The 20530-nt window shown below is 40.3% G+C and carries 21 protein-coding genes and 1 pseudogene; 9 read left to right on the top strand and 13 right to left on the bottom strand.

Annotated features, from left to right (window positions below; translation table 11 throughout):
* Positions 1 to 301 precede the first annotated feature (301 nt).
* On the top strand, positions 302 to 727 hold the full coding sequence (locus UYC_RS0122010; protein WP_016875140.1) for a YidH family protein: 426 nt from the start codon (positions 302 to 304) through the stop codon (positions 725 to 727).
* A gap of 133 nt (positions 728 to 860) precedes the next feature.
* Here the strand turns inward: UYC_RS0122010 and cysK are convergent, their stop codons facing one another.
* The 4 genes from cysK to UYC_RS0121990 all read right to left on the bottom strand — a co-directional run bounded on the left by cysK (position 861) and on the right by UYC_RS0121990 (position 4875).
* On the bottom strand, positions 861 to 1820 hold the full coding sequence (gene cysK, locus UYC_RS0122005; protein WP_016875141.1) for a cysteine synthase A: 960 nt from the start codon (positions 1818 to 1820) through the stop codon (positions 861 to 863).
* A gap of 18 nt (positions 1821 to 1838) precedes the next feature.
* Complete coding sequence (locus tag UYC_RS0122000; protein WP_016875142.1) at positions 1839 to 2306, bottom strand: RrF2 family transcriptional regulator; 468 nt, start codon at positions 2304 to 2306, stop codon at positions 1839 to 1841.
* A gap of 192 nt (positions 2307 to 2498) precedes the next feature.
* Entirely contained in the window at positions 2499 to 3518 is a 1020-nt protein-coding gene (locus UYC_RS0121995) for a sulfate/molybdate ABC transporter ATP-binding protein (RefSeq protein WP_016875143.1), read from the bottom strand.
* Between the two features lie 226 nt (positions 3519 to 3744).
* Complete coding sequence (locus tag UYC_RS0121990) at positions 3745 to 4875, bottom strand: sulfate ABC transporter substrate-binding protein (protein WP_016879658.1); 1131 nt, start codon at positions 4873 to 4875, stop codon at positions 3745 to 3747.
* Positions 4876 to 5040: 165 nt separating this feature from the next.
* Here UYC_RS0121990 and UYC_RS39550 point away from each other — a divergent pair.
* Positions 5041 to 5250: pseudogene (locus UYC_RS39550) on the top strand (ABC transporter ATP-binding protein); the annotation flags it as partial.
* Positions 5251 to 5543: 293 nt separating this feature from the next.
* On the opposite strand, the gene UYC_RS0121985 reads toward UYC_RS39550, so the two are convergent.
* Positions 5544 to 6863 (bottom strand): dihydroorotase, encoded by a 1320-nt coding sequence (locus UYC_RS0121985; RefSeq protein WP_016875145.1) that lies wholly within the window; start codon positions 6861 to 6863, stop codon positions 5544 to 5546.
* 263 nt (positions 6864 to 7126) lie between these two features.
* On the opposite strand from UYC_RS0121985, the gene lepB reads away from it, so the two are divergent.
* The 5 genes from lepB (at position 7127) to aroF (ending at position 10993) form a co-directional block, all read left to right on the top strand.
* The gene (gene lepB, locus UYC_RS0121980) at positions 7127 to 7777 is read left to right on the top strand and encodes a signal peptidase I (RefSeq protein ID WP_016875146.1); all 651 of its coding nucleotides are present in this window, start codon (positions 7127 to 7129) and stop codon (positions 7775 to 7777) included.
* Between the two features lie 314 nt (positions 7778 to 8091).
* Positions 8092 to 8676 carry an LURP-one-related family protein gene (locus tag UYC_RS0121975; protein ID WP_016875147.1) on the top strand — a complete coding sequence of 195 codons (585 nt, stop codon included), beginning with the start codon at positions 8092 to 8094 and terminating at the stop codon, positions 8674 to 8676.
* A gap of 131 nt (positions 8677 to 8807) precedes the next feature.
* A complete protein-coding gene (gene rpsO, locus UYC_RS0121970; RefSeq protein ID WP_016875148.1) occupies positions 8808 to 9077 on the top strand; it encodes a 30S ribosomal protein S15 in 270 nt (89 codons plus the stop codon).
* A gap of 11 nt (positions 9078 to 9088) precedes the next feature.
* Complete coding sequence (locus UYC_RS0121965) at positions 9089 to 9556, top strand: PAM68 family protein (RefSeq protein WP_016875149.1); 468 nt, start codon at positions 9089 to 9091, stop codon at positions 9554 to 9556.
* Positions 9557 to 9934: 378 nt separating this feature from the next.
* Positions 9935 to 10993: a 3-deoxy-7-phosphoheptulonate synthase gene (aroF, locus tag UYC_RS0121955; RefSeq protein WP_016875151.1), complete on the top strand. Its 1059-nt coding sequence runs from the start codon at positions 9935 to 9937 to the stop codon at positions 10991 to 10993.
* Between the two features lie 200 nt (positions 10994 to 11193).
* Here aroF and UYC_RS0121950 read toward each other — a convergent pair whose 3' ends face one another.
* The 3 genes from UYC_RS0121950 to UYC_RS0121940 all read right to left on the bottom strand — a co-directional run bounded on the left by UYC_RS0121950 (position 11194) and on the right by UYC_RS0121940 (position 14420).
* Positions 11194 to 12075, bottom strand: coding sequence for a hypothetical protein (locus tag UYC_RS0121950; RefSeq protein ID WP_016875152.1), 882 nt, complete (start codon positions 12073 to 12075; stop codon positions 11194 to 11196).
* Positions 12076 to 12145: 70 nt separating this feature from the next.
* The gene (locus tag UYC_RS0121945; RefSeq protein ID WP_016875153.1) at positions 12146 to 12739 is read right to left on the bottom strand and encodes a DUF1517 domain-containing protein; all 594 of its coding nucleotides are present in this window, start codon (positions 12737 to 12739) and stop codon (positions 12146 to 12148) included.
* Between the two features lie 118 nt (positions 12740 to 12857).
* Entirely contained in the window at positions 12858 to 14420 is a 1563-nt protein-coding gene (locus tag UYC_RS0121940; protein WP_016875154.1) for a pentapeptide repeat-containing protein, read from the bottom strand.
* Positions 14421 to 14501: 81 nt separating this feature from the next.
* On the opposite strand from UYC_RS0121940, the gene UYC_RS0121935 reads away from it, so the two are divergent.
* Positions 14502 to 15344 carry a prephenate/arogenate dehydrogenase gene (locus UYC_RS0121935; protein ID WP_016875155.1) on the top strand — a complete coding sequence of 281 codons (843 nt, stop codon included), beginning with the start codon at positions 14502 to 14504 and terminating at the stop codon, positions 15342 to 15344.
* Between the two features lie 18 nt (positions 15345 to 15362).
* On the opposite strand, the gene UYC_RS0121930 is transcribed toward UYC_RS0121935, so the two are convergent.
* The 5 genes from UYC_RS0121930 to UYC_RS0121905 all read right to left on the bottom strand — a co-directional run bounded on the left by UYC_RS0121930 (position 15363) and on the right by UYC_RS0121905 (position 18867).
* The gene (locus tag UYC_RS0121930; RefSeq protein ID WP_016875156.1) at positions 15363 to 15611 is read right to left on the bottom strand and encodes a type II toxin-antitoxin system Phd/YefM family antitoxin; all 249 of its coding nucleotides are present in this window, start codon (positions 15609 to 15611) and stop codon (positions 15363 to 15365) included.
* 197 nt (positions 15612 to 15808) lie between these two features.
* Positions 15809 to 16108 (bottom strand): type II toxin-antitoxin system RelE/ParE family toxin, encoded by a 300-nt coding sequence (locus UYC_RS0121925; RefSeq protein WP_016875157.1) that lies wholly within the window; start codon positions 16106 to 16108, stop codon positions 15809 to 15811.
* Complete coding sequence (locus UYC_RS0121920) at positions 16105 to 16326, bottom strand: addiction module protein (RefSeq protein WP_016879656.1); 222 nt, start codon at positions 16324 to 16326, stop codon at positions 16105 to 16107. The genes UYC_RS0121925 and UYC_RS0121920 overlap by 4 nt, the downstream gene beginning before the upstream one ends.
* A gap of 68 nt (positions 16327 to 16394) precedes the next feature.
* Positions 16395 to 17030 (bottom strand): uracil phosphoribosyltransferase, encoded by a 636-nt coding sequence (gene upp, locus UYC_RS0121915; protein ID WP_016875159.1) that lies wholly within the window; start codon positions 17028 to 17030, stop codon positions 16395 to 16397.
* A 208-nt stretch (positions 17031 to 17238) separates the two neighbouring features.
* Positions 17239 to 18867 carry a cyclic peptide export ABC transporter gene (locus tag UYC_RS0121905; RefSeq protein WP_016875161.1) on the bottom strand — a complete coding sequence of 543 codons (1629 nt, stop codon included), beginning with the start codon at positions 18865 to 18867 and terminating at the stop codon, positions 17239 to 17241.
* Between the two features lie 270 nt (positions 18868 to 19137).
* Between UYC_RS0121905 and UYC_RS0121900 the strand changes: the two genes are divergently transcribed.
* Positions 19138 to 20424 (top strand): flavin-containing monooxygenase, encoded by a 1287-nt coding sequence (locus UYC_RS0121900; protein WP_016875162.1) that lies wholly within the window; start codon positions 19138 to 19140, stop codon positions 20422 to 20424.
* Positions 20425 to 20530: the final 106 nt, after the last annotated feature.

The following is a 20530-nucleotide window of genomic DNA, read 5'->3' as shown; positions in this document are numbered from 1 at the left end:
CGCGCTACTACTAGCGTGTCAAGGCTAAATTTGTGCATTAGATTCGTAGTCATATTCTGCGCTAAAGCGCTACTACGAGCCTTTTCTATCGCATCATTTTAGTCTAGACAGTCCACTACATTTATTGAGTGGTAGTCTCTTAATTTATAAGACTATAGTGTTATAGTTACTAACAAATTAGTAATCTATCAATTTTTGTATTTTGATAAAAACAATTTATTGATTTTATTGAAGATAAATTTTATAAAATAATATTAATTAAATCTAAGTATTTTGACAGTTCATTGAAGACGTAAATCTAATGAAAACAGACTTAGAAAAATTAGATGTCAAGACTTTAGAAAAAAAGAAATACAGATCGGACAGAGTTCGGGATCACTTGGCTAATGAACGTACCTATCTAGCATGGATGCGGAGTGGGATTGCGCTCATGGGTTTTGGTGTTTTGATTGTGCGGTTGCGGATCATCCGCCCTCCATTAGCACCGCAACCTCCTGGTAATGGTTGGAAGTTGGGTTTGGCATTTGCCTTGGTAGGTGTGTTGACAGTAATACTTTCAACTCAGCATTATTTTGCTGTTCGTCAAGACATTGACGAGGATACCTACCAGCCCCCAGATCGTTGGATATTTCTGGCAAGTTTAGCTGTAGTTCTTCTGGGTGTGGGAGTACTCTACTATGTATTCACAGTTCCTCTAGATTATTTGCAGACTTTTATATTGGAGTAATGGAGTATAGGTTTGTAGTTTTTCTCTCTTTCCCAGGCTCTAGCCTGGGAAAGCATTGATTGAGGCTCTGCCTCTTTCATCACCATGCAGAGCATGGTAATGAGAAAAGATAGACTTGTGTTTACACCATAGGTTAAGAAACAGATAATTCCAACTCCACCAAATCCTTGAATAGGGTAGTACTCAAGTAACGTTCGCCAAAACTAGGTTGAACTATGACAATTAACTTGTCGCTATTTTCTTTTCGCTTGGCTACCCTAATCGCAGCAGCCAACGCAGCACCTGTAGAAATACCTGATAATAAACCTTCTTCTCTTGCTAATCTGCGGCTAAAGGCGATCGCATCTTCATCAGAGACTGCAATCACCTCATCAATCAATTCTAGACGGCAAATTGCTGGAATAAATCCTGCACCAATTCCTTGAATTTTATGCGCTCCCGATCTACCTCCAGAAAGCACCTGACTATTACTTGGTTCTACAGCAATAGCTTGAAAACTTGGCTTGCGCTGTTTAATCACTTGGGCTACACCTGTCACGGTTCCGCCAGTACCGACTCCCGCTACCAAAATATCTACCTTGCCATCGGTATCTTCCCAAATTTCAAGGGCTGTTGTCTGGCGATGTACCTTGGGGTTAGCTGGATTGTTGAACTGCTGTAGCATATAGGCATTGGGCAATTGTGCTACTATTTGTTCTGCTTTGGCGATCGCTCCCCGCATCCCTTCTATACCAGGAGTTAATTCTAACTGAGCGCCATAAGCCCTCAACATCGCCCGTCTTTCCGTACTCATCGTATCTGGCATAGTCAGAATCAAATGATAGCCCTTAGCAGCAGCTACCATTGCCAAAGCGATACCCGTATTTCCAGAAGTCGGCTCTACTAATACCGTCTTTCCGGGATGAATTAAACCCGCCTCCTCTGCACTTTCTACCATACTCACGCCAATTCTGTCTTTGACAGATGCAGATGGATTCATGCTTTCTAACTTGATTACAATCTCTGCTACAGCTCCCTCTTGTTGAGGAATTCTGTTTAACTGCACCAGTGGAGTACGTCCGACTAACTCTGTAATATTTTTGGCAATTTTCATCACAGTATTCTTATGTCATTAAATGTAATACATCTGGCTCTTCTGCAACCGTGCTTCTCGCTGCTCAAATAGATCTTGGATGGTATATTGGCTCAAAACATCTTGTGCTGCTAAATCTGCTTGCTGCCAAATGTTATGCACCAAAATTTTTTCCAAATTTTCTTCACCAAGGGATTCTTTTTCTTTCTGTTCTCCATCCAACATAATCACAACCTCTAACAAGGTTAATTGCCGAGGTTCACGCAATAAAACAAAACCACCTTTAGAGCCACGTTGACTCTGCACCACACCAGAGCGCCGCAGACTTGTGAGAATTTGTTCTAGATACCGCTCTGGAATTGGATGCTTGGCAGAGATATCACTCATAGTTACAGGTGTTTTGCGATCGCAATTGTTAGCTAACTCTAAAAGTGCTATGAGCGCATATTCCACTTTGGCAGACAGATCCAAGAGGGCATACTTTTGTTTTCTTAAGCTCTCATTCATTATACTACGGTTAACTGATAGGCTTATTGTACATTAAGTAAGAAAACAGTTAAAAATAATGTTTGCTGCAATACAATTTATTCAATCCTCATGAAAGTACTATAAGCTTATCAAATTACCGATGTTTCATTATCAAAACTTTGATCTAAGTCTGAGGCTGGATCGATCCAAATTGCAAAAATATGTTGCTACCTACCTTATGGCGTAAGCAGCAGGAAACACCTTTGTTTGTTTCGGTTTGATGTAGACACGTTGCCCCTTTTCTAGCTGAAGCTGATAAAATTCTTCTCGACTGAGATAAGCATTGAGTATTTCACCAGATCGTAAAGTTAACTCCACACGAATCTCCCAACCAAGATGAATGATTCGTTCAACGATCGCAGACATAGTATTCTCGTTGGCATGGGTTTTAATCAAGATATCGTGGGGTCGCAGAAAAACTTTGTCATGGTCAGAAACTGCACTTTTGTTGGGTAAAATACCAGCATCAGCAGGTAGAACATTTACAGGGCCAATAAAACTCATCACGAATGGTGTGGCTGGATTGTCATAAATTTCCGCTGGTTTACCAACTTGTTCTACCCTTCCTTGATTCATGACCACAATTTCGTCAGCAACTTCCATTGCTTCTTCTTGATCGTGAGTGACAAATACAGTCGTGACATGAACTTCTGAATGCAGATTGCGTAACCAAACACGCAAATCCTTACGAACTTTAGCATCTAATGCCCCGAAAGGCTCATCTAATAATAAAATCCGAGGCTGTACAGCCAGAGAGCGTGCTAATGCTACCCGTTGTCGTTGCCCACCAGATAGCTGAGAAGGATAGCGATCGCCAAATCCTTGCATCTGTACCAATTCCAAAAGTTCATCAACACGTTGACGAATCCGGTGTTTGGGATGCTTGCGCAGATCCATAGCGAAGGCAATATTCTCACGCACTGTCAAGTGTTTAAATAGGGCGTAATGCTGGAAAACAAAGCCAATATTACGTTCTTGGACGCTATGATAAGTAGCATTTTCACCCACTAACCAAATTTCACCAGCATCTGGTATTTCTAAACCAGCAATGATGCGTAGCAATGTAGATTTTCCTGAACCTGATGGGCCTAATAATGCCACTAAAGAACCAGTTTTTATCTCTAAACTAACTTCATCAACAGCGCGGAAACTTCCGTAATGCTTAGAAATATTTTCAATTACAATTCCCATTCTTTTTCTTCCTTGAGATTGTATGAATTAAATTCAACTACGATTTACCAACCGATATTTAGTATTTAAATTAAATTTCAACTTTATTCATCTTCCTAAATACCCCTACTTTGAATTAGAAAATAGAAGTAAATACACCCTAAATGTAAAAGCAGTATCAATGTATACGACCAGCCATAGGAGGATTGGGGATTGGGTAATAGGATTTGTCCCTAGCCTCTAGCCCCTAATCCCTAGCCCCTAATCCCCAGTCACCTTTCTGAGCTTGAATTTGGTCAAAAATTGCCCCATCGGCAAAAAATTTCTTCTGGACAGCATCCCAACCGCCATAATCTACTACTGAACCTAAAGTTTTGACTTTGGGATATTTAGCAGCTAGTTCCTTTGTTTGCGTTGCGGTTTCATCGACTGGACGGAATCCGACTTTAGCAAATTCTGCTTGGGCTTCAGGGGTAAATAGATACTCCACAAAAGCTTGTGCTACTTCACGCGTACCATGTTTATCAACGTTTTTATCAACTACAGCGATAGGGTTATCAATTGAAATATTTACTGCTGGAATAACGTAGTTAACTTTTTCACCCTTTTGCTGTGCCAAGATAATTTCGTTTTCATAATTAACTAGCACATCACCTTGACCTTGCTTGAAGAAAGCATCAGTGGCTTCACGAGCATCTTTTGTTAGCAACGGTACATTTTTGGTGTAAATCTGAGTAACAAAATCTAGGGCTTTTTCTTCACCACCCCCAGATTGAATTGCCGCATTCCAAAATGCGAGGAAGTTCCAACGCGCAATCCCAGAAGTTTTTGGATCGGCAGTAATTACCTGCACACCATCTTTGGCTAAATCTTCCCATGTTTTGATATTTTTAGGATTACCTTCACGGGTAATTAAGGCTGCCACAGATTTAGAGACAATTCCATTGTTAGGTAATTCTTTTTCCCATCCTGGTTCAATTAACCCCGCTTTCTCAATTCGGTTCACATCTAGAGCCAAAGCCAAATGGACAATATCAGCTTCTAAGCCATCAATCACTGCACGGGCTTGAGAACCAGAACCACCATAACTTTGCTTAAAGGTGACGTTTTGATTCTGTTCTTGCTTCCACTTCTGGGCAAATTTGGGAATAATCGCGTCATGAGCTGCTTTTGTGACAGCAAAGGATACTAAAGTCAGTTCCACATCTTGCTTGTTGGCTGCAACTGGACTAGCTCCAGGGTTATTGGTAGTTGCTGCATTTTCGCTGTTACCCCCACAGGCTGCGATCGCTACACTTAAAATCACTCCTACCAAAAACAGCGACACAAAGCTTCTCAAAGATCGGCGTTTCCATCGATTCCAGATATCTGACCACATACTGACTTTAGGCTCCTTGCTTTAATCTACTATTAGTCAATCGACTATTAGTATTTGGTGTTTAGTAATAGATACTACAGATATCTCAAGGAAATAGCAAGATTAAACACCACAATCCCAGTCAAGAATATGTAAATTTCATGACTTTATAAACTTTCTAGAAATAAAAATATAAGCACCTTACTACCACTAAGCAGTGGACAAGCAACAATAGCTGGTTATGATGTCACCCATCAATCCACAGATGTCAGAAAGGTTATTGGTTACGTACCTCAAGCCCTTTCTGCTGATAGTAGTCTTACAGGTTATGAAAATCTTTTAATCTTTGCCAAGCTATATGATATTCCAGTTAAGCAACGTCAACGGCGTATCCAGGGGTCATCGTGCCAAAACGGGAAAATTTTACGCTTGTATATTGAAGGAGTGTAGTACACCGAATGTAAGCTGGTTCTCCCGAAACCGACCTTAGCAGTGGTCACTACACTCTCAAAAGTGAACTCAAACAGTTACCTGGGGCAAGAAACGCACGCCAGAACATTTGCTACCCAGTGAAGTCCAATTCTAGAAATCTACATCACTAACTAAACCGTATTGGAATATAGGATGGTGCAGCGCTTGGCGACAACACACCCTACAACTTTTCTTTCTATATCTCCAATACTCGATTCTTAATTAAAAGTTAAAGCTTGTCCACGCACCTGTGTATTTAACTTGCCTTTCTCGTAAACAATCTGTCCGCCAACAATCGTATAAACAGGCCAACCAGTCAAATCCCAACCTTCAAAAGGACTCCAACCACACTTAGTCAAAAGCTCTTCGCGGACAACAGGACGGTAAGTATTCAAATCTACAAGCACTAGATCAGCATCATAACCGGGAGCGATCGCCCCTTTATTGGGAATACCATACGCTTTAGCTACCGCAGTTGACATCCATTTCACAACTTGGGCAACACTACATCGTCCTTGCTTTGCCGCTGTCAGCATTAAAGGAAGTGAAGTTTCTACTCCAGGCATTCCCGAAGGACTGTTGGGGTAAGGTTGTGCTTTTTCTTCTAGGGTGTGGGGTGCGTGATCCGTGGCAATAAAATCTATCACTCCATCAAGCAAAGCTTGCCAAAGAACTTCGTTGTCGTGGGGCGATCGCAAAGGCGGGTTCATTTGCGCTAAGGTGCCAATCTTTTCATAGGCACTGGTGTTTAAAAGCAAATGCTGGGGTGTTACCTCTGCCGTTACCCAACTAGGTTTGTGCTCACGTAATAACTCTGCTTCCTCTGCTGTAGACATATGCAGAATATGCAGGCGACGCTGGTATTTTTGTGAAAGTTTTAATGCCCGCTTGGTTGCTAATAGTGCTGCTTGATTATCTTGGATTTGAGAATGAACCGCTACATCGTGAATACCAGCAAATTCCTGTCGCCTTTGGTTTATTCTCGCTTGATCTTCAGCGTGAACGGCAATTAAACGATTTCCCTGAGCAAAGATTGCCTCTAGTTTTTCTTCGCTATCGACGAGCAACGGGCCATGCATCGATCCCATAAAAATTTTAATACCCGGAGTCGGATTAGCCGCAAGTAAATCTGGCAGATTCTCTCCCGTTGCCCCAATAAAAAAGCCATAGTTGACAAGACACTTATTTTGGGCACGCTGCAACTTATCATCAAGAGCTTGCTGATTGCTGGTAAGAGGGCGTGTATTCGGCATTTCCAAAAAAGAAGTGACTCCTCCTTTGGCACAGGCACTAGTAGCAGTAAATAAATCTTCTTTATGCTCTAATCCTGGTTCTCGGAAATGTACCTGCGGATCGATGACTCCCGGCAACAAAGTTAAACCTTGTGCGTCAATTTCTCTATCGGGAACTGCTGTGGAGATTTCGGGTGCAATTTCGACAATGAGGCGATCGCGCGTCAGCACATCTCCAATCATTAAGTCTCCATTTGTTAAAACAATCTGAGCGCGGCGAATCAGCAAACTGGTAGAAGATGACATGGATAATAGAGTGTTAGAGCAAGAGCGATTTGTGACAAATAACTATTCGTTTGGGTTAAACTTAGTTGGACTGTTAGCAATAAATTTATGTCAGGTGTTACCAATAAGTTTATCGTCTTTGATGTATAAATTACCTTGCCAACATCACAACCAAACTCAAAAAATCAATTGGTAAAGCTAAAATTAACAAATATATAGTTATATAGCATCCCCATACAGAGAAGTTTATCACCTGCACATTGTGCCTTTAGTCAAGTAATTTCATGCAAAATCAAGTGTCTGATCACAACTCTAGCCAAAAACCTGATAACTCCTGGATTGCAGAACTAGGTAGAACAATTGTATTAAGTATAGTACTCGCTTTGGGTATTCGTACTTTTGTCGCCGAAGCTCGTTGGATTCCCTCTGGTTCAATGGAGCCAACACTACACGGCTCACCTAACCAGTGGGAGGCTGACAAAATCATTGTCGATAAGTTGAGTTATAAATTTTCTCACCCTCAAAGAGGGGATATTGTAGTATTTTCACCGACAAAAGAGCTACAACAAGAACAATATCAAGATGCTTTTATTAAACGTATTGTTGGTTTGCCAGGAGAAAAGATAGAAATCAGGAATGGTAAAGTTTATATTAACAATCAACCCCTGCTGGAAAACAAGTATCTGGCTCCTTCACAACGTACAGTAACAGATGTTTGTACCTCAGGGCCACAACCACCTTTTTTATCTAAACCTGTGACGATACCCCCTGATTCCTACTTAGTGTTAGGTGATAACCGTGGCAGCAGTTATGATAGCCGCTGCTGGGGAGTTGTTCCACGTGAGAATATTATCGGTCGTGCCATTCTCCGTTTTTGGCCCCTAAATCATATTGGTGGAATTGATAAATCACCACTGTATACCCAGGAGAATTAAAAAAGCCAGATTATTAGTCAAAGATGGAATTTTGCAAGCGATCACTTAAGTATAATTACTAAGATTTAAGATGCTTACGCCCAGAACTTCAGTTCTGGGCTAATCGCACAAGTCTACTTAAGTGGACTGAAATATGCAGTGAGTCTATCTCAGCACCCAAAGGGCATCTACCACGAGAAAAGACCCACACAAAGTTTTTCATACTGGTATACAAAGTTCATCGGTACCGCTTTCTAATTAACATAAAAAATCTGTTATTTAGTTTGTGTAAATGGGATTAATAAAGTAAGAAATGTTACTTTATTATTACACGTATGCAGTATCCTCTTGAACTTACATTTAAGTTATGGGCATTTGCACCACAAATATCAGTAATTGATACTCAAGGAAGTTTTGTATTTTACGTCAAACAGAAACTCTTTAAACTCAAGGAAGCAATTACTGTCTTTGCTGATGCGGAGCGAAACAATCCACTCTACTACATTAAAGCCGATCGCATTATTGACTTTTCAGCGCGCTACGATTTCACAGACAGCAACGGAACTTATATCGGTTCAGTGAAAAGACGAGGGCTAAAATCTCTGTGGCGGGCGCGTTATGACATCTTTGATGGCGAAACATCCGCTCTGTACATCCAAGAAAAAAACCCTTGGATCAAAGTTATGGATGCTCTGTTTGCGGAAATTCCCGTTGTGGGAATATTCAGCGGTTATGTATTTAACCCTGTCTACTTAGTCAGCCGTACAGATGGTGCAGTGGTGATGCGCCTAGAAAAAATTCCCTCCTTTCTTTCTAGAAAATTTACAATCAAAGCAGTCGATCAATTAAGCGATCGCGAAGAAAAACAAGTGTTGTTAAGTTTAATCATGATGCTTCTGCTTGAGAAGACTCGCGGCTAGCCCTATACCCTATCTCCTGTAACCTGTTCTTTATTTTTATAGCACTGCCAACAAGACTCACTTACCATACAGCATGATGGCTGTGATAATATGAGAGACTGCTGCATAAATTTTAGATAATTCATCGAATCATGGCTCTAACGCAACAGCGCAAACAGGAGATAATTTCTCAATACCAGGTACACGAAACCGATACTGGCTCTGCTGATGTCCAAATTGCAATGCTAACAGAGCGGATTAACCGCCTCAGTCAGCATCTCCAAGCAAATAAAAAAGATTTTTCTTCTCGCCGGGGACTGTTAAAGCTGATCGGTCAGCGTAAACGTCTTTTATCCTATATTCAGAAGGAAAACCGGGAACACTATCAAGCTTTGATTGCTCGTCTCGGTATTCGTGGTTAAAATTACCGCCTATGTCTGCTGAACCTGAAGACAATCGCTTGCCCTTTGAACCGAAAAAAAAGCGCCAAAAACCAGCTAAAGCTCTGAGTAACTCAACTACTGCCAAGCAAGAATCTGGAAATAAGGAAAAGAAAAAGCCACGATATACCAAGGAAGAAACTGCAATTCCTCAGGTAGTTAGCCAACGGATGATACGTCGCGTCGCTGGCTTTTGCGGAGTGCCAACAGCTTTGGGTATTGGTTCTCTAGTATGCAGTTATCTGCTACTAATCTACGCTGGAGTTAAACTGCCTCCCGTTGCCGTATTGCTTGTAAATATGGGCTTTTTTGGTTTGGGGGTTTTAGGAATCACTTACGGCGTTCTCTCTGCTTCCTGGGATGAAGACAGAGTTGGTACTTTGCTGGGTTGGAGTGAGTTTACCACCAATTCGGGGCGGATGATCGCAGCTTGGCGCGAAACTCGGCAAAAGAACATATGATTTTTGGCGCTCAGGTGTTCAAACAATTGCTAGCCTGGAAATTTCAATTTCTAGGGAATTGGGTAGATTTGAAACAAATGTTGAAGTTATAAAACTTAAAATTTAAACTTCAACATTATTAATTAAAAATTTATCGTGCTTTTTTGTACCCGATTTTTAGTAGCATAAAAACTGAGCGCTATATTTAATTTTGGGCTATTGGTTAATAGTTAGTAGGGGCGAGTTTATTCTAGATATTTCCTTGTTTTGCAAGATTGCTATTAAGACCAGCCCTTACAGTAGCTAGTGGATAGTAGCAAGCAACTAGCCGCTATCCACTAATTGCTAATAATTGGCAAACAATTTTAAAAATCAAAACAACTTATCAGGGAATATAACATGATTGTAGTGATGAAAGTTGGTTCTCCTGAGGCGGAAATCAACCGCGTCAGTGAAGAACTACACACCTGGGGGCTGACACCAGAAAAAATTGTCGGTAAGCACAAGGTAGTAATTGGTTTAGTAGGTGAAACTGCCGACTTAGATCCGCTACAAATTCAGGAAGTTAGCCCCTGGATTGAGCAAGTACTACGGGTAGAACAGCCTTATAAACGAGCTAGCCGCCAATACCGCCACGGGGAAGCTTCTGAAGTAGTAGTTAATACTCCTGACGGGCCTGTAACAATTGGTGAAAATCACCCCTTAGTAGTGGTTGCCGGGCCTTGCTCTGTCGAAAACGAGGAAATGATTGTTGAGACGGCGCAGCGCGTTAAGGCAGCTGGAGCCAAGTTTTTACGCGGTGGTGCATACAAACCTCGAACTTCGCCTTATGCCTTCCAAGGACATGGTGAGAGCGCTTTAGAATTACTGGCAGCAGCGCGAGAAGCTAGTGGACTGGGCATCATTACAGAAGTAATGGACAGCGCCGACTTAGACAAAATCGTGGAAGTTGCTGATGTTGTTCAGGTAGGCGCAAGAAATATGCAAAATTTCTCCCTACTCAAGAAAGTGGGAGCGCAACCAAAACCAGTTCTCCTCAAGCGAGGAATGTCAGCAACGATTGAAGAATGGTTGATGGCTGCCGAATATATCTTGGCAGCGGGAAATCCGAATGTGATTTTGTGCGAACGGGGAATTCGCAACTTTGATCGCCAGTACACCCGCAATACCCTGGATATATCGGTAGTACCAGTACTGCGCAACTTAACCCACTTGCCAATCATGATCGATCCCAGCCACGGTACTGGTTGGGCTGCTTATGTGCCTTCTATGTCTATGGCAGCGATCGCCGCCGGATGTGATTCTCTGATGATTGAGGTTCACCCCAATCCTAAGAAAGCTTTATCAGATGGCCCTCAATCTCTAACACCAGAAGCATTCGATCAGCTAATGCAAGAGCTAGCAGTGATTGGTAAAGCCGTTGGACGCTGGCCGCAACCTGCTGTGGCTTTAGCATAGAAATTATGTCTTTCCAATAACTAAAGACGCGGAGAAATTTCCCATTTCCCCGCGCCTTTTTGTTAGAAAAAATTGAGAACAAGAAGGAAGAAAAGAATGTGAATAATCTAGTGTTTCTCTTTTGAGTTCAATCTAAACTAACGACCTTCTGCCTACCTTCGGAAGCCACTTCGTGTCTACTGCCTTCTGCCTTCTTAACATTAGCGCCTTCTGCTTCTGCTACCAAAACCTGTTGTACGGCGGCTGGAAGCGCCTCCACTACCAAAACTAGGACTGCGTCTAGTGGGGCTAGATCTACCAGAAGGTCTTAATGTACTACCGCCATAACCAGAACCAGTCGCACGGCTACCTGTACCAGTACGTGGTGTAGTACGTACAGTTGAGCCGCTAGGATATGTCCTTCTGATGTTTCCTGTAGTGCGAAAAGTTGTGCGATTTCTCACTTCTGCTGGTGGCTGATTATAACGACGCTGATAGCTTGTAATTGCATCGTTGTAGCTTCTGCCATAGCCACCATAACCAGTGATTACTCCCGGCTGATACACAGGCGGTACATAGTAATGAGGTCTAAACAAGGCATTACCAATAGCCTGCCCTGCCACTGCTCCAGCTAAAGAGCCAGCAAAAGGTGCCCAAAAACCGTTTTCTCGACGGACTACGACAGTTTCCTGTTGCCCGGTTTGAGGATCGGTGCGAGTCTCAGTGACGTTGTGGATGTACTCAATTTTAAAATCTTCCGTTAGGTAGAGGACGGGTTGTCCATTTTCTACCTTTAAGTAAGATTTCTTACCTTCCTTAATCTCCTCATCAGTCAACCGCGCCATTTGTAAATTTTGGGTTCTAACGGTTGGAGGTGTGGCACCCAGTAAAAACAGGGTGTATTCCCCATCAGCATCGTTGTAGCTAGCTTGCTGCACTGGGTACTGTCCATCACTCAACTTAGTAACCTCAGATGTTTGACTAGCGTCTCTAGCTTGCGGCGGCGTAGTTTGGTTTGCTCCACCACCACAAGCAACCGTAGTCAAACACAAACTTAATGTTAAAAAAACTGCTGTAAATTTACGCAAAATGTTCATCAGCATTTTATTATTGTCCCATCTTTGAGCTTAACAATTTCTCCTTGCCTGTGCTAAGTACAGACGACCGTACAAATTAGAGGGGAATCAACTCTGGATAGTGTTGCAAAAGTTGATCGTTGGTGAGTTCATCACCCAACTGCGCTGGTGAGAAATGCACCTGAATAGCTCGCAGTTTATGTTTATAATGTAACCCTATTAGTGCTTTCAAGCCTTCCTTAAGCGCGGTGATATTGGCAAGATCGGTTTCTAATTCTGGTACTTCTCCTTCAAAAGCCACCGTAATCATGACAACGACATTGCGCGTCACAGGCACAGAAAAAGATTCATCGTAATCAGAAGTAGAATGAAAATCGAGTTCGGTGCCATATCGTTGAGCAGAATCGGTAAACAATTCATTTACATAGTCTCCCGCTTCACCTTCGCTCCAAAATACATCGCCTTCATTTGCAGCAGAAAGCCAGTATTCTTCGTACCGCATTAAAGTTTCGCACAGTTCTACCAATCCTTCTCCCAAAACTTCCATGTCACCTTCGGCATCGATCGCTTCCCGTGCAGCACGATTTAATACTCCCAAAATTGGTGCTACCTCAGTTCCACTTAAATGCAGCATGATCCGGCAAACCACATAGCGAGTCTTACCTATCATTCGATTAAAGGAATCACGCATTTTTCATCTCCTAAAATTTGTTAGTAGTTCATAGATAGTAGATAGTAGATAGGTGTTGGTTGTTGGTAGTGTACTACTAACCACTAACCATTAACCACTAACCATTAACCACTATCCACTAACCTATGTAATGGAATCCCTTAATAAAATCAATAACTAAACTTGTAGAAGGTAGGCTTGGGTTAGCTGCTTCTTGAGCGGTTTCATTATAAATAGAAGTATTGACATCGGAACTATCAATAAATTTTTTACCAAAATTATGATGGTAATGTATATTTAGGCTTTGAGCACTAGAATTAGTTAAAATTATCTGAGTTGGTGCTTGGAAAAAGTTTAGTTTAGCTGTAATCTGCCAGATATTTTTTGCTTGTTTAATAGTATTAGCATTTTCTCTTGCTGTTTCAACTAGCGCTGTTAATTGCTGCAAATGTTGATGAGTTGACGCAGCCATAACAGGCATCTTTTCACTAAATATTATTGCCAAGATCTGATGAATATTATCCTGGGTAATTTCAGCATCTTGGAAGGGAAGAATAGCTAGATAAGCAGTGGAAAATAAATTGACATCGCTATCTACACGGAAAGTAAAAACTGTACGGCGACGTCCAATTTCCATACTGGGGGGTTGCTGCAATTGTTGATATTGTTGAGCAATTTGGTAATAAGCACCGGCGATCGCAAAATTGGCTTCTGGATCTAAAGGTTTATCGACAATAATCCGAATGGTGGGTAAAGTTTCGTTAAAAAAGTCACGTGTTTCTTCGGCGTTGAAATTTTGGATGATAGAGCGATCGCCTGCAGGGCTAAGATCTACCCATTCACAAATCATCCCTTCGGTTTTTAAACCAAACCTGGAGGTGGCATAAAGTTTAGAGCCTGTCAAAGTTGCTCCTGACAAGTCTGCACCTATCCACTCCACTTTCATTAATTTAGCCTGAGTTAAATCGGCATGAACCAAACTCGTATTTGTTAAATTAGCATTACTTAAATCTGCTCCAATTAAATTTGCACCACTTAATTTGGCTCCACTTAGATCCGCCCAGCGCAGATTGGCTCCACTTAAATCTGCCCAACGAAGATTTGTACCGCTCAAATTTGCGCCAGTCAAGTCGGCATGGCTGAGATTTGCTTGTCTCATTTCGGCATCTCGGAAATTGGCACCACTAAGCTCGGCTTTACTTAAGTCAGTGTTGCTTAAATTGGCTCCTTCTAAATTGGCTCCTGTCAGGAAAGCATCCTTCAAATTAGCTTCGTTTAAATTAGCCTGTTTCAATACAGCGTGTCGAAGTGCAGCACCTCTGAGATCGGCTTTACTAAGGTTTGCTTGCATGAGATCGGCACGGCTGAGATCGGCGCGGATTAACTCAGCACGAATTAACGAGGCTGACTGGAGTTGGGCGCGACTGAGATCTGCTCGAATTAAATTAGCTACATTGAGAGTGGCGTGGTTGAGGTTAGCTTGGGTAAGATGAGCACCACGCAGTCTTGCTACATTTAGCTGGGCATGACGCAAATTGGAGCCACTGAGATTTGCACCACTCATGTTTACGATACTAAAATTAGCATGACTAAAATTAGCCTCGCTGAGTTGTACACCTCTGAGGTTAGCTTCTGAGAGGTCAATACCACTAAAGTCTCTCATTCCCGCTTCATATTTGGCCAGTAATTCCTCTACAGTCATTAGGCTACCTCACCGGATGCCGACTTGAATAATCGGTCAATAACGTCAAAATTATCTGAAAGATGCAACTTCAAAATCACAATGAAAATTGGTATTTTAGGACTCGGACTAATTGGCGGCTCTTTAGGTTTAGATTTGCGATCGCACGGACATTATGTCTTAGGAGTCAGTCGCCGGGAATCAACCTGTACTAAAGCGATCGCTCTAGGCAGTGTAGATGAGGCATCAGTAGATACGAACCTACTAGTTACCGCAGAAGTAGTATTCATTTGTACACCAATTGGACTTATTATTCCCACAGTCGAACAGCTAATTGCTTATTTACCTTCTAATGTAATCATCACTGATGTTGGCTCAGTAAAAACACCGATAGTGCAAGCAATTTCTTCATTATGGGATAATTTTGTCGGTGGTCATCCTATGGCAGGTACAGCCGAGAGTGGTATTGAAGCGGCACAGCGGCATTTATTTGTGGATAGACCTTATGTATTAACGCCAACAGCGGTAACTCCAAAGACAGCGGTAAATGTTGTAGCAGAAATTGTCCGGCAGCTGCGAGCAACTATTTACCATTGTGCTCCAGAAGACCATGATAAAGCAGTAAGTTGGATTTCTCATTTACCTGTGATGGTGAGTGCCTCTTTAATTGCTGCTTGCATGAGTGAAACAGACTCGAAAGTTTTGCAATTAGCTCAGAAACTTGCTAGTTCCGGGTTTAGAGATACTAGCCGCGTTGGGGGTGGAAATCCAGAGTTAGGAGTGATGATGGCACAGTATAATCGGCAGGAATTGCTGAAGTCTTTGCAGAAATATCGCCACAATCTTGATGAATTAATTAGCCTAATTGAACAGGAAAATTGGAAAGTTTTGGAGGAAAAATTGCAATTAACTCAACAGGCAAGAACTGCATTTGTTGATGATTAAATTCAAGTAATGCTCTCATTATTCAGCATCTGCTGGGTTGAGAAAATCGTTCAGAATGTCATCTGGTAAAGGTGCATCAAAATCAGGAGAAATTACAACTTTGCCTTTATCTAACCCTGCAATTCTGGGTAATGACTGTTCTGCGATTGGTACTATACGCGCAACTGGAGTCCCAGCGTTTGAAATAATTACTTCCTCTCCTGACAAAACTCGATTGAGTAATTCTGCAATTTCAGCCTGTGTTTCCGTAAGCTCAATGTTATACATATACAGTCACTCCAAAAGGTTGCGACTATAAATAGATGATATCAGTTACCCTGTAAATAAGCTTTTTTTGGTTGGGGTGAATACAGGTATTTGCACGCAGCAACTACGCCTTATCTCAAATTAAATGCAGCCGAAGCAGAGATTTTTCAAGCCGTGCGATCGCTTATATTTTTCGAGAGTAAAAATTGCGATCGCATTCAATCACTTTGATTTTGCCATTGTTGTGGATCACGTTTAACGTGGAAACAGGCAATAACTACAATTTTATCCTCTTCGAGAAAGTAAAAAACTCCGTAAGGAAATCGACGAATCAAAGCTCGTCGCACCTCCTGATTTACTACAGGATACGGCAAAGGATTGCGGCCAATTGTAGCTAGACAGGTATCAACAGCACGTATAAATTCATAACCTAAGCCAGGATTGCCTTCTTCGTACCACTCATAAGCTTCTTCGATATCTAACTCCGCTTCTGGGCGAATCAGTAATTTATAATTCATTTAAAAAAGCCCAGTTTTTGCTTCATTTCTTGCCAGCTTGAACCCTGAGTTGGGTTTTGACGGAAAAGTTCCAAACGCCTATCCAATTCTCGTTTTTGCGTTTGACTTACTGGAATCACCTCTGGTATTGCGAGGATGCTATCCCACAAATCTTCTGCAAGTTGTATTCGCTCGGCTACAGTTAATTGAGAAATGTCAACCTTTAACAAGGGATGCATACTCATCATACTAAGGTTTAACTTGCAAATATTCTAACCCACGCGGGCTAGAAGCCTAAACAAAGATTTTACCTAGTTCCAAATAATCTATCTCCAGCATCTCCCATTCCGGGAAGAATATAGCCGTGTTCATCTAATTTTTCATCAATAGCTGCTGTGTAAATAGACACATCTGGATGAACCTCAATGAAATGCTCAATGCCCTCTGGTGCAGCAAGTAAACAAACAAACTTAATTGATAGAGGATTTGTAGATTTGACTCTTTCCACTGCTGCAACTGCCGAGTTCCCGGTTGCTAACATCGGATCGACTACCAGCACATCTCGCTTTTCTATGTCATGGGGAACTTTGAAATAATACTCTACAGGAATCAATGTTTTGGGATCGCGATACAAGCCAATATGCCCTACCCGTGCCGATGGCATCAACTCTAGCATCCCATCCAAAATACCCTGCCCTGCCCTTTGAATGGAAACTATGACTAATTTTTTTTCTGGGGCAAGGATCGGAGCATTCATCGAAGCTAGTGGTGTTTGAATTTTTTCATGTTTTAGTGGTAAATCTCGCGTTACCTCATACCCCAGCAACATACCAATTTCTTTCAGGAGAACACGAAATTTCACCGTGCTAGTTTCGGCTTTACGCATCAGCGTCAGTTTGTGCTGAATTAATGGATGCTCAATGAGTATTACTTGATTTCCCATGTTTTGTTATTAGTCATTAGGTATGTTTCATTTTAATTTGTTCCTGTTGAGCCTGACATAAAGCTATTTTTACAAGAGTATTGTTGGCTATTTATGCACTTGTTTTTTATAAAGTTCCAAACCTTGATTTCTCAATAGTTCCAGTTTTAAATTGATTTGAGCCGATGCTACCCATTTCACCAACTTTGCTCCTAATGGCACTTTCCTCCTAGCTACACCAAGTGAAAACATCTTCTATTTTGCCATAGTCTAGCTTCACTATCTTTTCTGACAAATAGAAATATTGTTCATCATGAGTAACAACTATTACAGTTTTACCTTTCTTTTTCAATTCAGGTAATAATTGCGTATAAAAAATCTTCTTAAACACAGGGTCTTGGTCAGAAGCCCATTCATCAAATACATAAATAGGTCGGTCTTCCAAATAAGCAGTTAAAAGAGCTAGACGTTTTCGTTGTCCTTGAGATAAGGATGTGGTAGAAAGTACACCATTTTTAACTTGTACCTTTTTGTTAAGGTGTAATTTGACTAGATAGTCATACATTTGCTCGTCAGTAATTACTTTACCTAAATTCCAGAAATTATCGAACAGATAAAAATCAGAGAATACGACTGAGAAATGTTGGCGGAACCACTCTTGATTTTCAATTGTAACTAATTTGTTATTGAGATAGATGTTTCCAGTTTCAGGAATGTACAAACCAGTAATCAGTTTAACAAGAGTAGACTTACCACTACCGTTACCGCCAACAATAAAAACAATTTCACCATCCGAAAAAGTCAAATCAATCGGGCCAAGAGTAAAAGCTATATCTTCCTGCTCTTGATGATAAGTATGAGTGACACTTAAAAGTTCTAGACGCTGACAAAAATTATCTGCTGCACCACAACTTATTAAATTACTCTCGCGGAAGTGATTTAATAAGGATAGTTTGAGAGAGTCTATATTTCCTAAAGCAACTGTAGCTTTACTGAAGCTAGGAATAGCACTCATGATGTACTCTAAAGGAGATATTAGGTACAGAATAGTAAGTGCATATCCAGATAAAATATAGGTAGAAATGACTTGAAGATTTGGTAAGATAAACAGTACTAGACCAACAACCACAAAGAATAAGATGTTACCCCAACTAGCAGCTGTTGCAAATATCGTCATCCCAACTACATTTTTACGCCTATAAAGTTGAGCTGTTTCTTTTAGTTCTTTTAATATAAAGTTTTGGCGTCGCTGTTGGTGAATTTTCAGTTCCTTAGTTCCTTCAATTAAACTACGAAAATGGTTAAATAATCTATCTTCTTGATAGCGAGCCAATGTCAAAAATGATATTGCCTTACCTGCCACTTGTTTATAGCTGAATATTCCTAAAAGCAGAAAAATCACTATTATAAGAAATACTGTTGGAGACAACCAAAATAAATAGAAAAGACAACTAACTACAACTGCAATTTCAATACATAAAGTAGGAATAGCGTAAACAATATAAGACACTGATATAATATCATTAGTAAGCGTAGCTAAGATCCGATGATTTCCTAAACGCTCTAAATGAAATAACGGTGCAGCCAGAATTCTTTCACTCAAAATTAAGCGCAATTCAAAAATAGCTTTTTCTGCAAGATTTATTAATAAAAATTTAGAAATGATATTGGTAAAAAATTTTAGAAAAACAAGGCCAATAAAACTCCAAATTAATATGGCTGTTAATGAAAAATAATTGACTTGAGCATTGATAGTAACAATCAGTCCCGCTGTGCTAGCCCCACTTAATAAACCAACAAAAACAGCAAGAGCAACAATTTTCCAAGAAGAGCGTAACAGCAGAGTAATTAAATTCATATAAATCTTACCTAACAGATATATAAGAATAATCTTGTTGTTTATATATAGAATATGACAACTCCTGTGTCGATACAGAAAAGTTAAGGAAATGGGAAAGAAAGTAACTTAACTTGCAAAATGATTAAATAAAGGATTTTGCGGTAAAAGCTAAAGAAAATCAAAAATTAAGTTTTTTATTGTCTGAAATTACTTAATTTATCTGTATTGTTAATTAAAACCTCAAGTTTTATAAAGTGAATAATTAAGATTTGTACTCAAGTTAATTTCATGAACACTGAGCTAGACGTTATTGTTATTGGGGCTGGTTTTTGCGGTATTACTGTAGCTGCAAGTTTAAAAAAATTTGGAATTGATAATTTCATCGTCATAGAGAAGGGTGAAACTGTTGCCACTATCTGGAAAAATGCCTATGAGCGATTAATTAGTCAAAACCCCTATTTTACTCTACCTTTTTTTGAGGGAAAGAGAAAATATTCTACATTTAAAACGAAAGATGAAATAGTGGAGTATTTAACAGAATATGCACGCCATTTTCAAGTTGATTCTCATATTCGTTTTGGTGAAGAAGTTCAAAATATTACCAAAATTAAAAGTTCTAATCAAATAGACTATCGCTGGCAGATAGAAACAAACAAAGATGTTTTAAAATGTAAAATTCTTGTGATCTGTACTGGACTCACCAATGAACCTGTAATACCACATTTCTTTGGGCAAGAATATTTTTCAGGTGAGATTATTCATAGTAGCGCCTACAAAAATGGTATTCCTTATCAGAATAAGAAAGTTTTAGTTATTGGTTCGGGAAATTCGGCAGCAGAAATAGCACTAGATTTATACGAACATGGTGCTGCTTCTATACATATGCTAATTCGTGGCAAACGCTGGATATTCCCTCTTTACCCTAGACTGCGATCGCTCCAATATTGGTTATGGCGATGGAGAACAAAGTTCAAACGCTTATTTGATAAAGATAAAACAGATAAAAGAATGGAAATGATGGAGAAAGCAATAGATTTATCTACAGAGGAACTACAAGCAGAAATAAATGAAACTGATAAATTTATTCAACGTTTTGCTTTAGATTTGAGTGCATACTCTATCTATCCAGAAGATAAAGGGCCAATGGATGTGGAAGTTAATCAAGGTCGGGTTGCGTGGGTAGATAGAGGTACTGTCAAACAAATCAAACAAGGAAATATTCAGGTAATCACCAGTAGGATTCAGCAACTCACAAAAACAGACGTAATTTTTGCCAATGGAGAATTACAAAATTACGATGCAATTATTTTAGGTACTGGTTTTCGTCCTGGCATTAATAAAATATTGAAACAGCCTGAATTATATCTCAATATAAATGATAGGTATCTACCAAAAACAGATGGTAAGTGTCAATCTATTGTTGATCCAACACTCTACTTTGTCGGTTTTGAGAAAATCGTTGCTAGATCTGCAACTTATGGATATTACGGTTGGTATACTGGGAAAAAAATTGCCTTGCAATTAATGAAAAGTCAATTTTATTGCCTCAATACTTTAAGAGTTCCACCTAATTAAGAATGATGCTATAAAAGTTAAGTTACAAGTTAAGTTTACTTCCACATTCAATTCCTTAACTTTTCTGTATCGACTTTTATATTTGCAAATTCTATAAAGATAACAG

The organism is Chlorogloeopsis fritschii PCC 6912, from assembly GCF_000317285.1.
In the GTDB taxonomy this organism is placed as follows: domain Bacteria; phylum Cyanobacteriota; class Cyanobacteriia; order Cyanobacteriales; family Nostocaceae; genus Chlorogloeopsis; species Chlorogloeopsis fritschii.
Note: the sequence above shows the minus strand (reverse complement) of the source record. Positions and strands in the feature narration are given on the sequence as shown.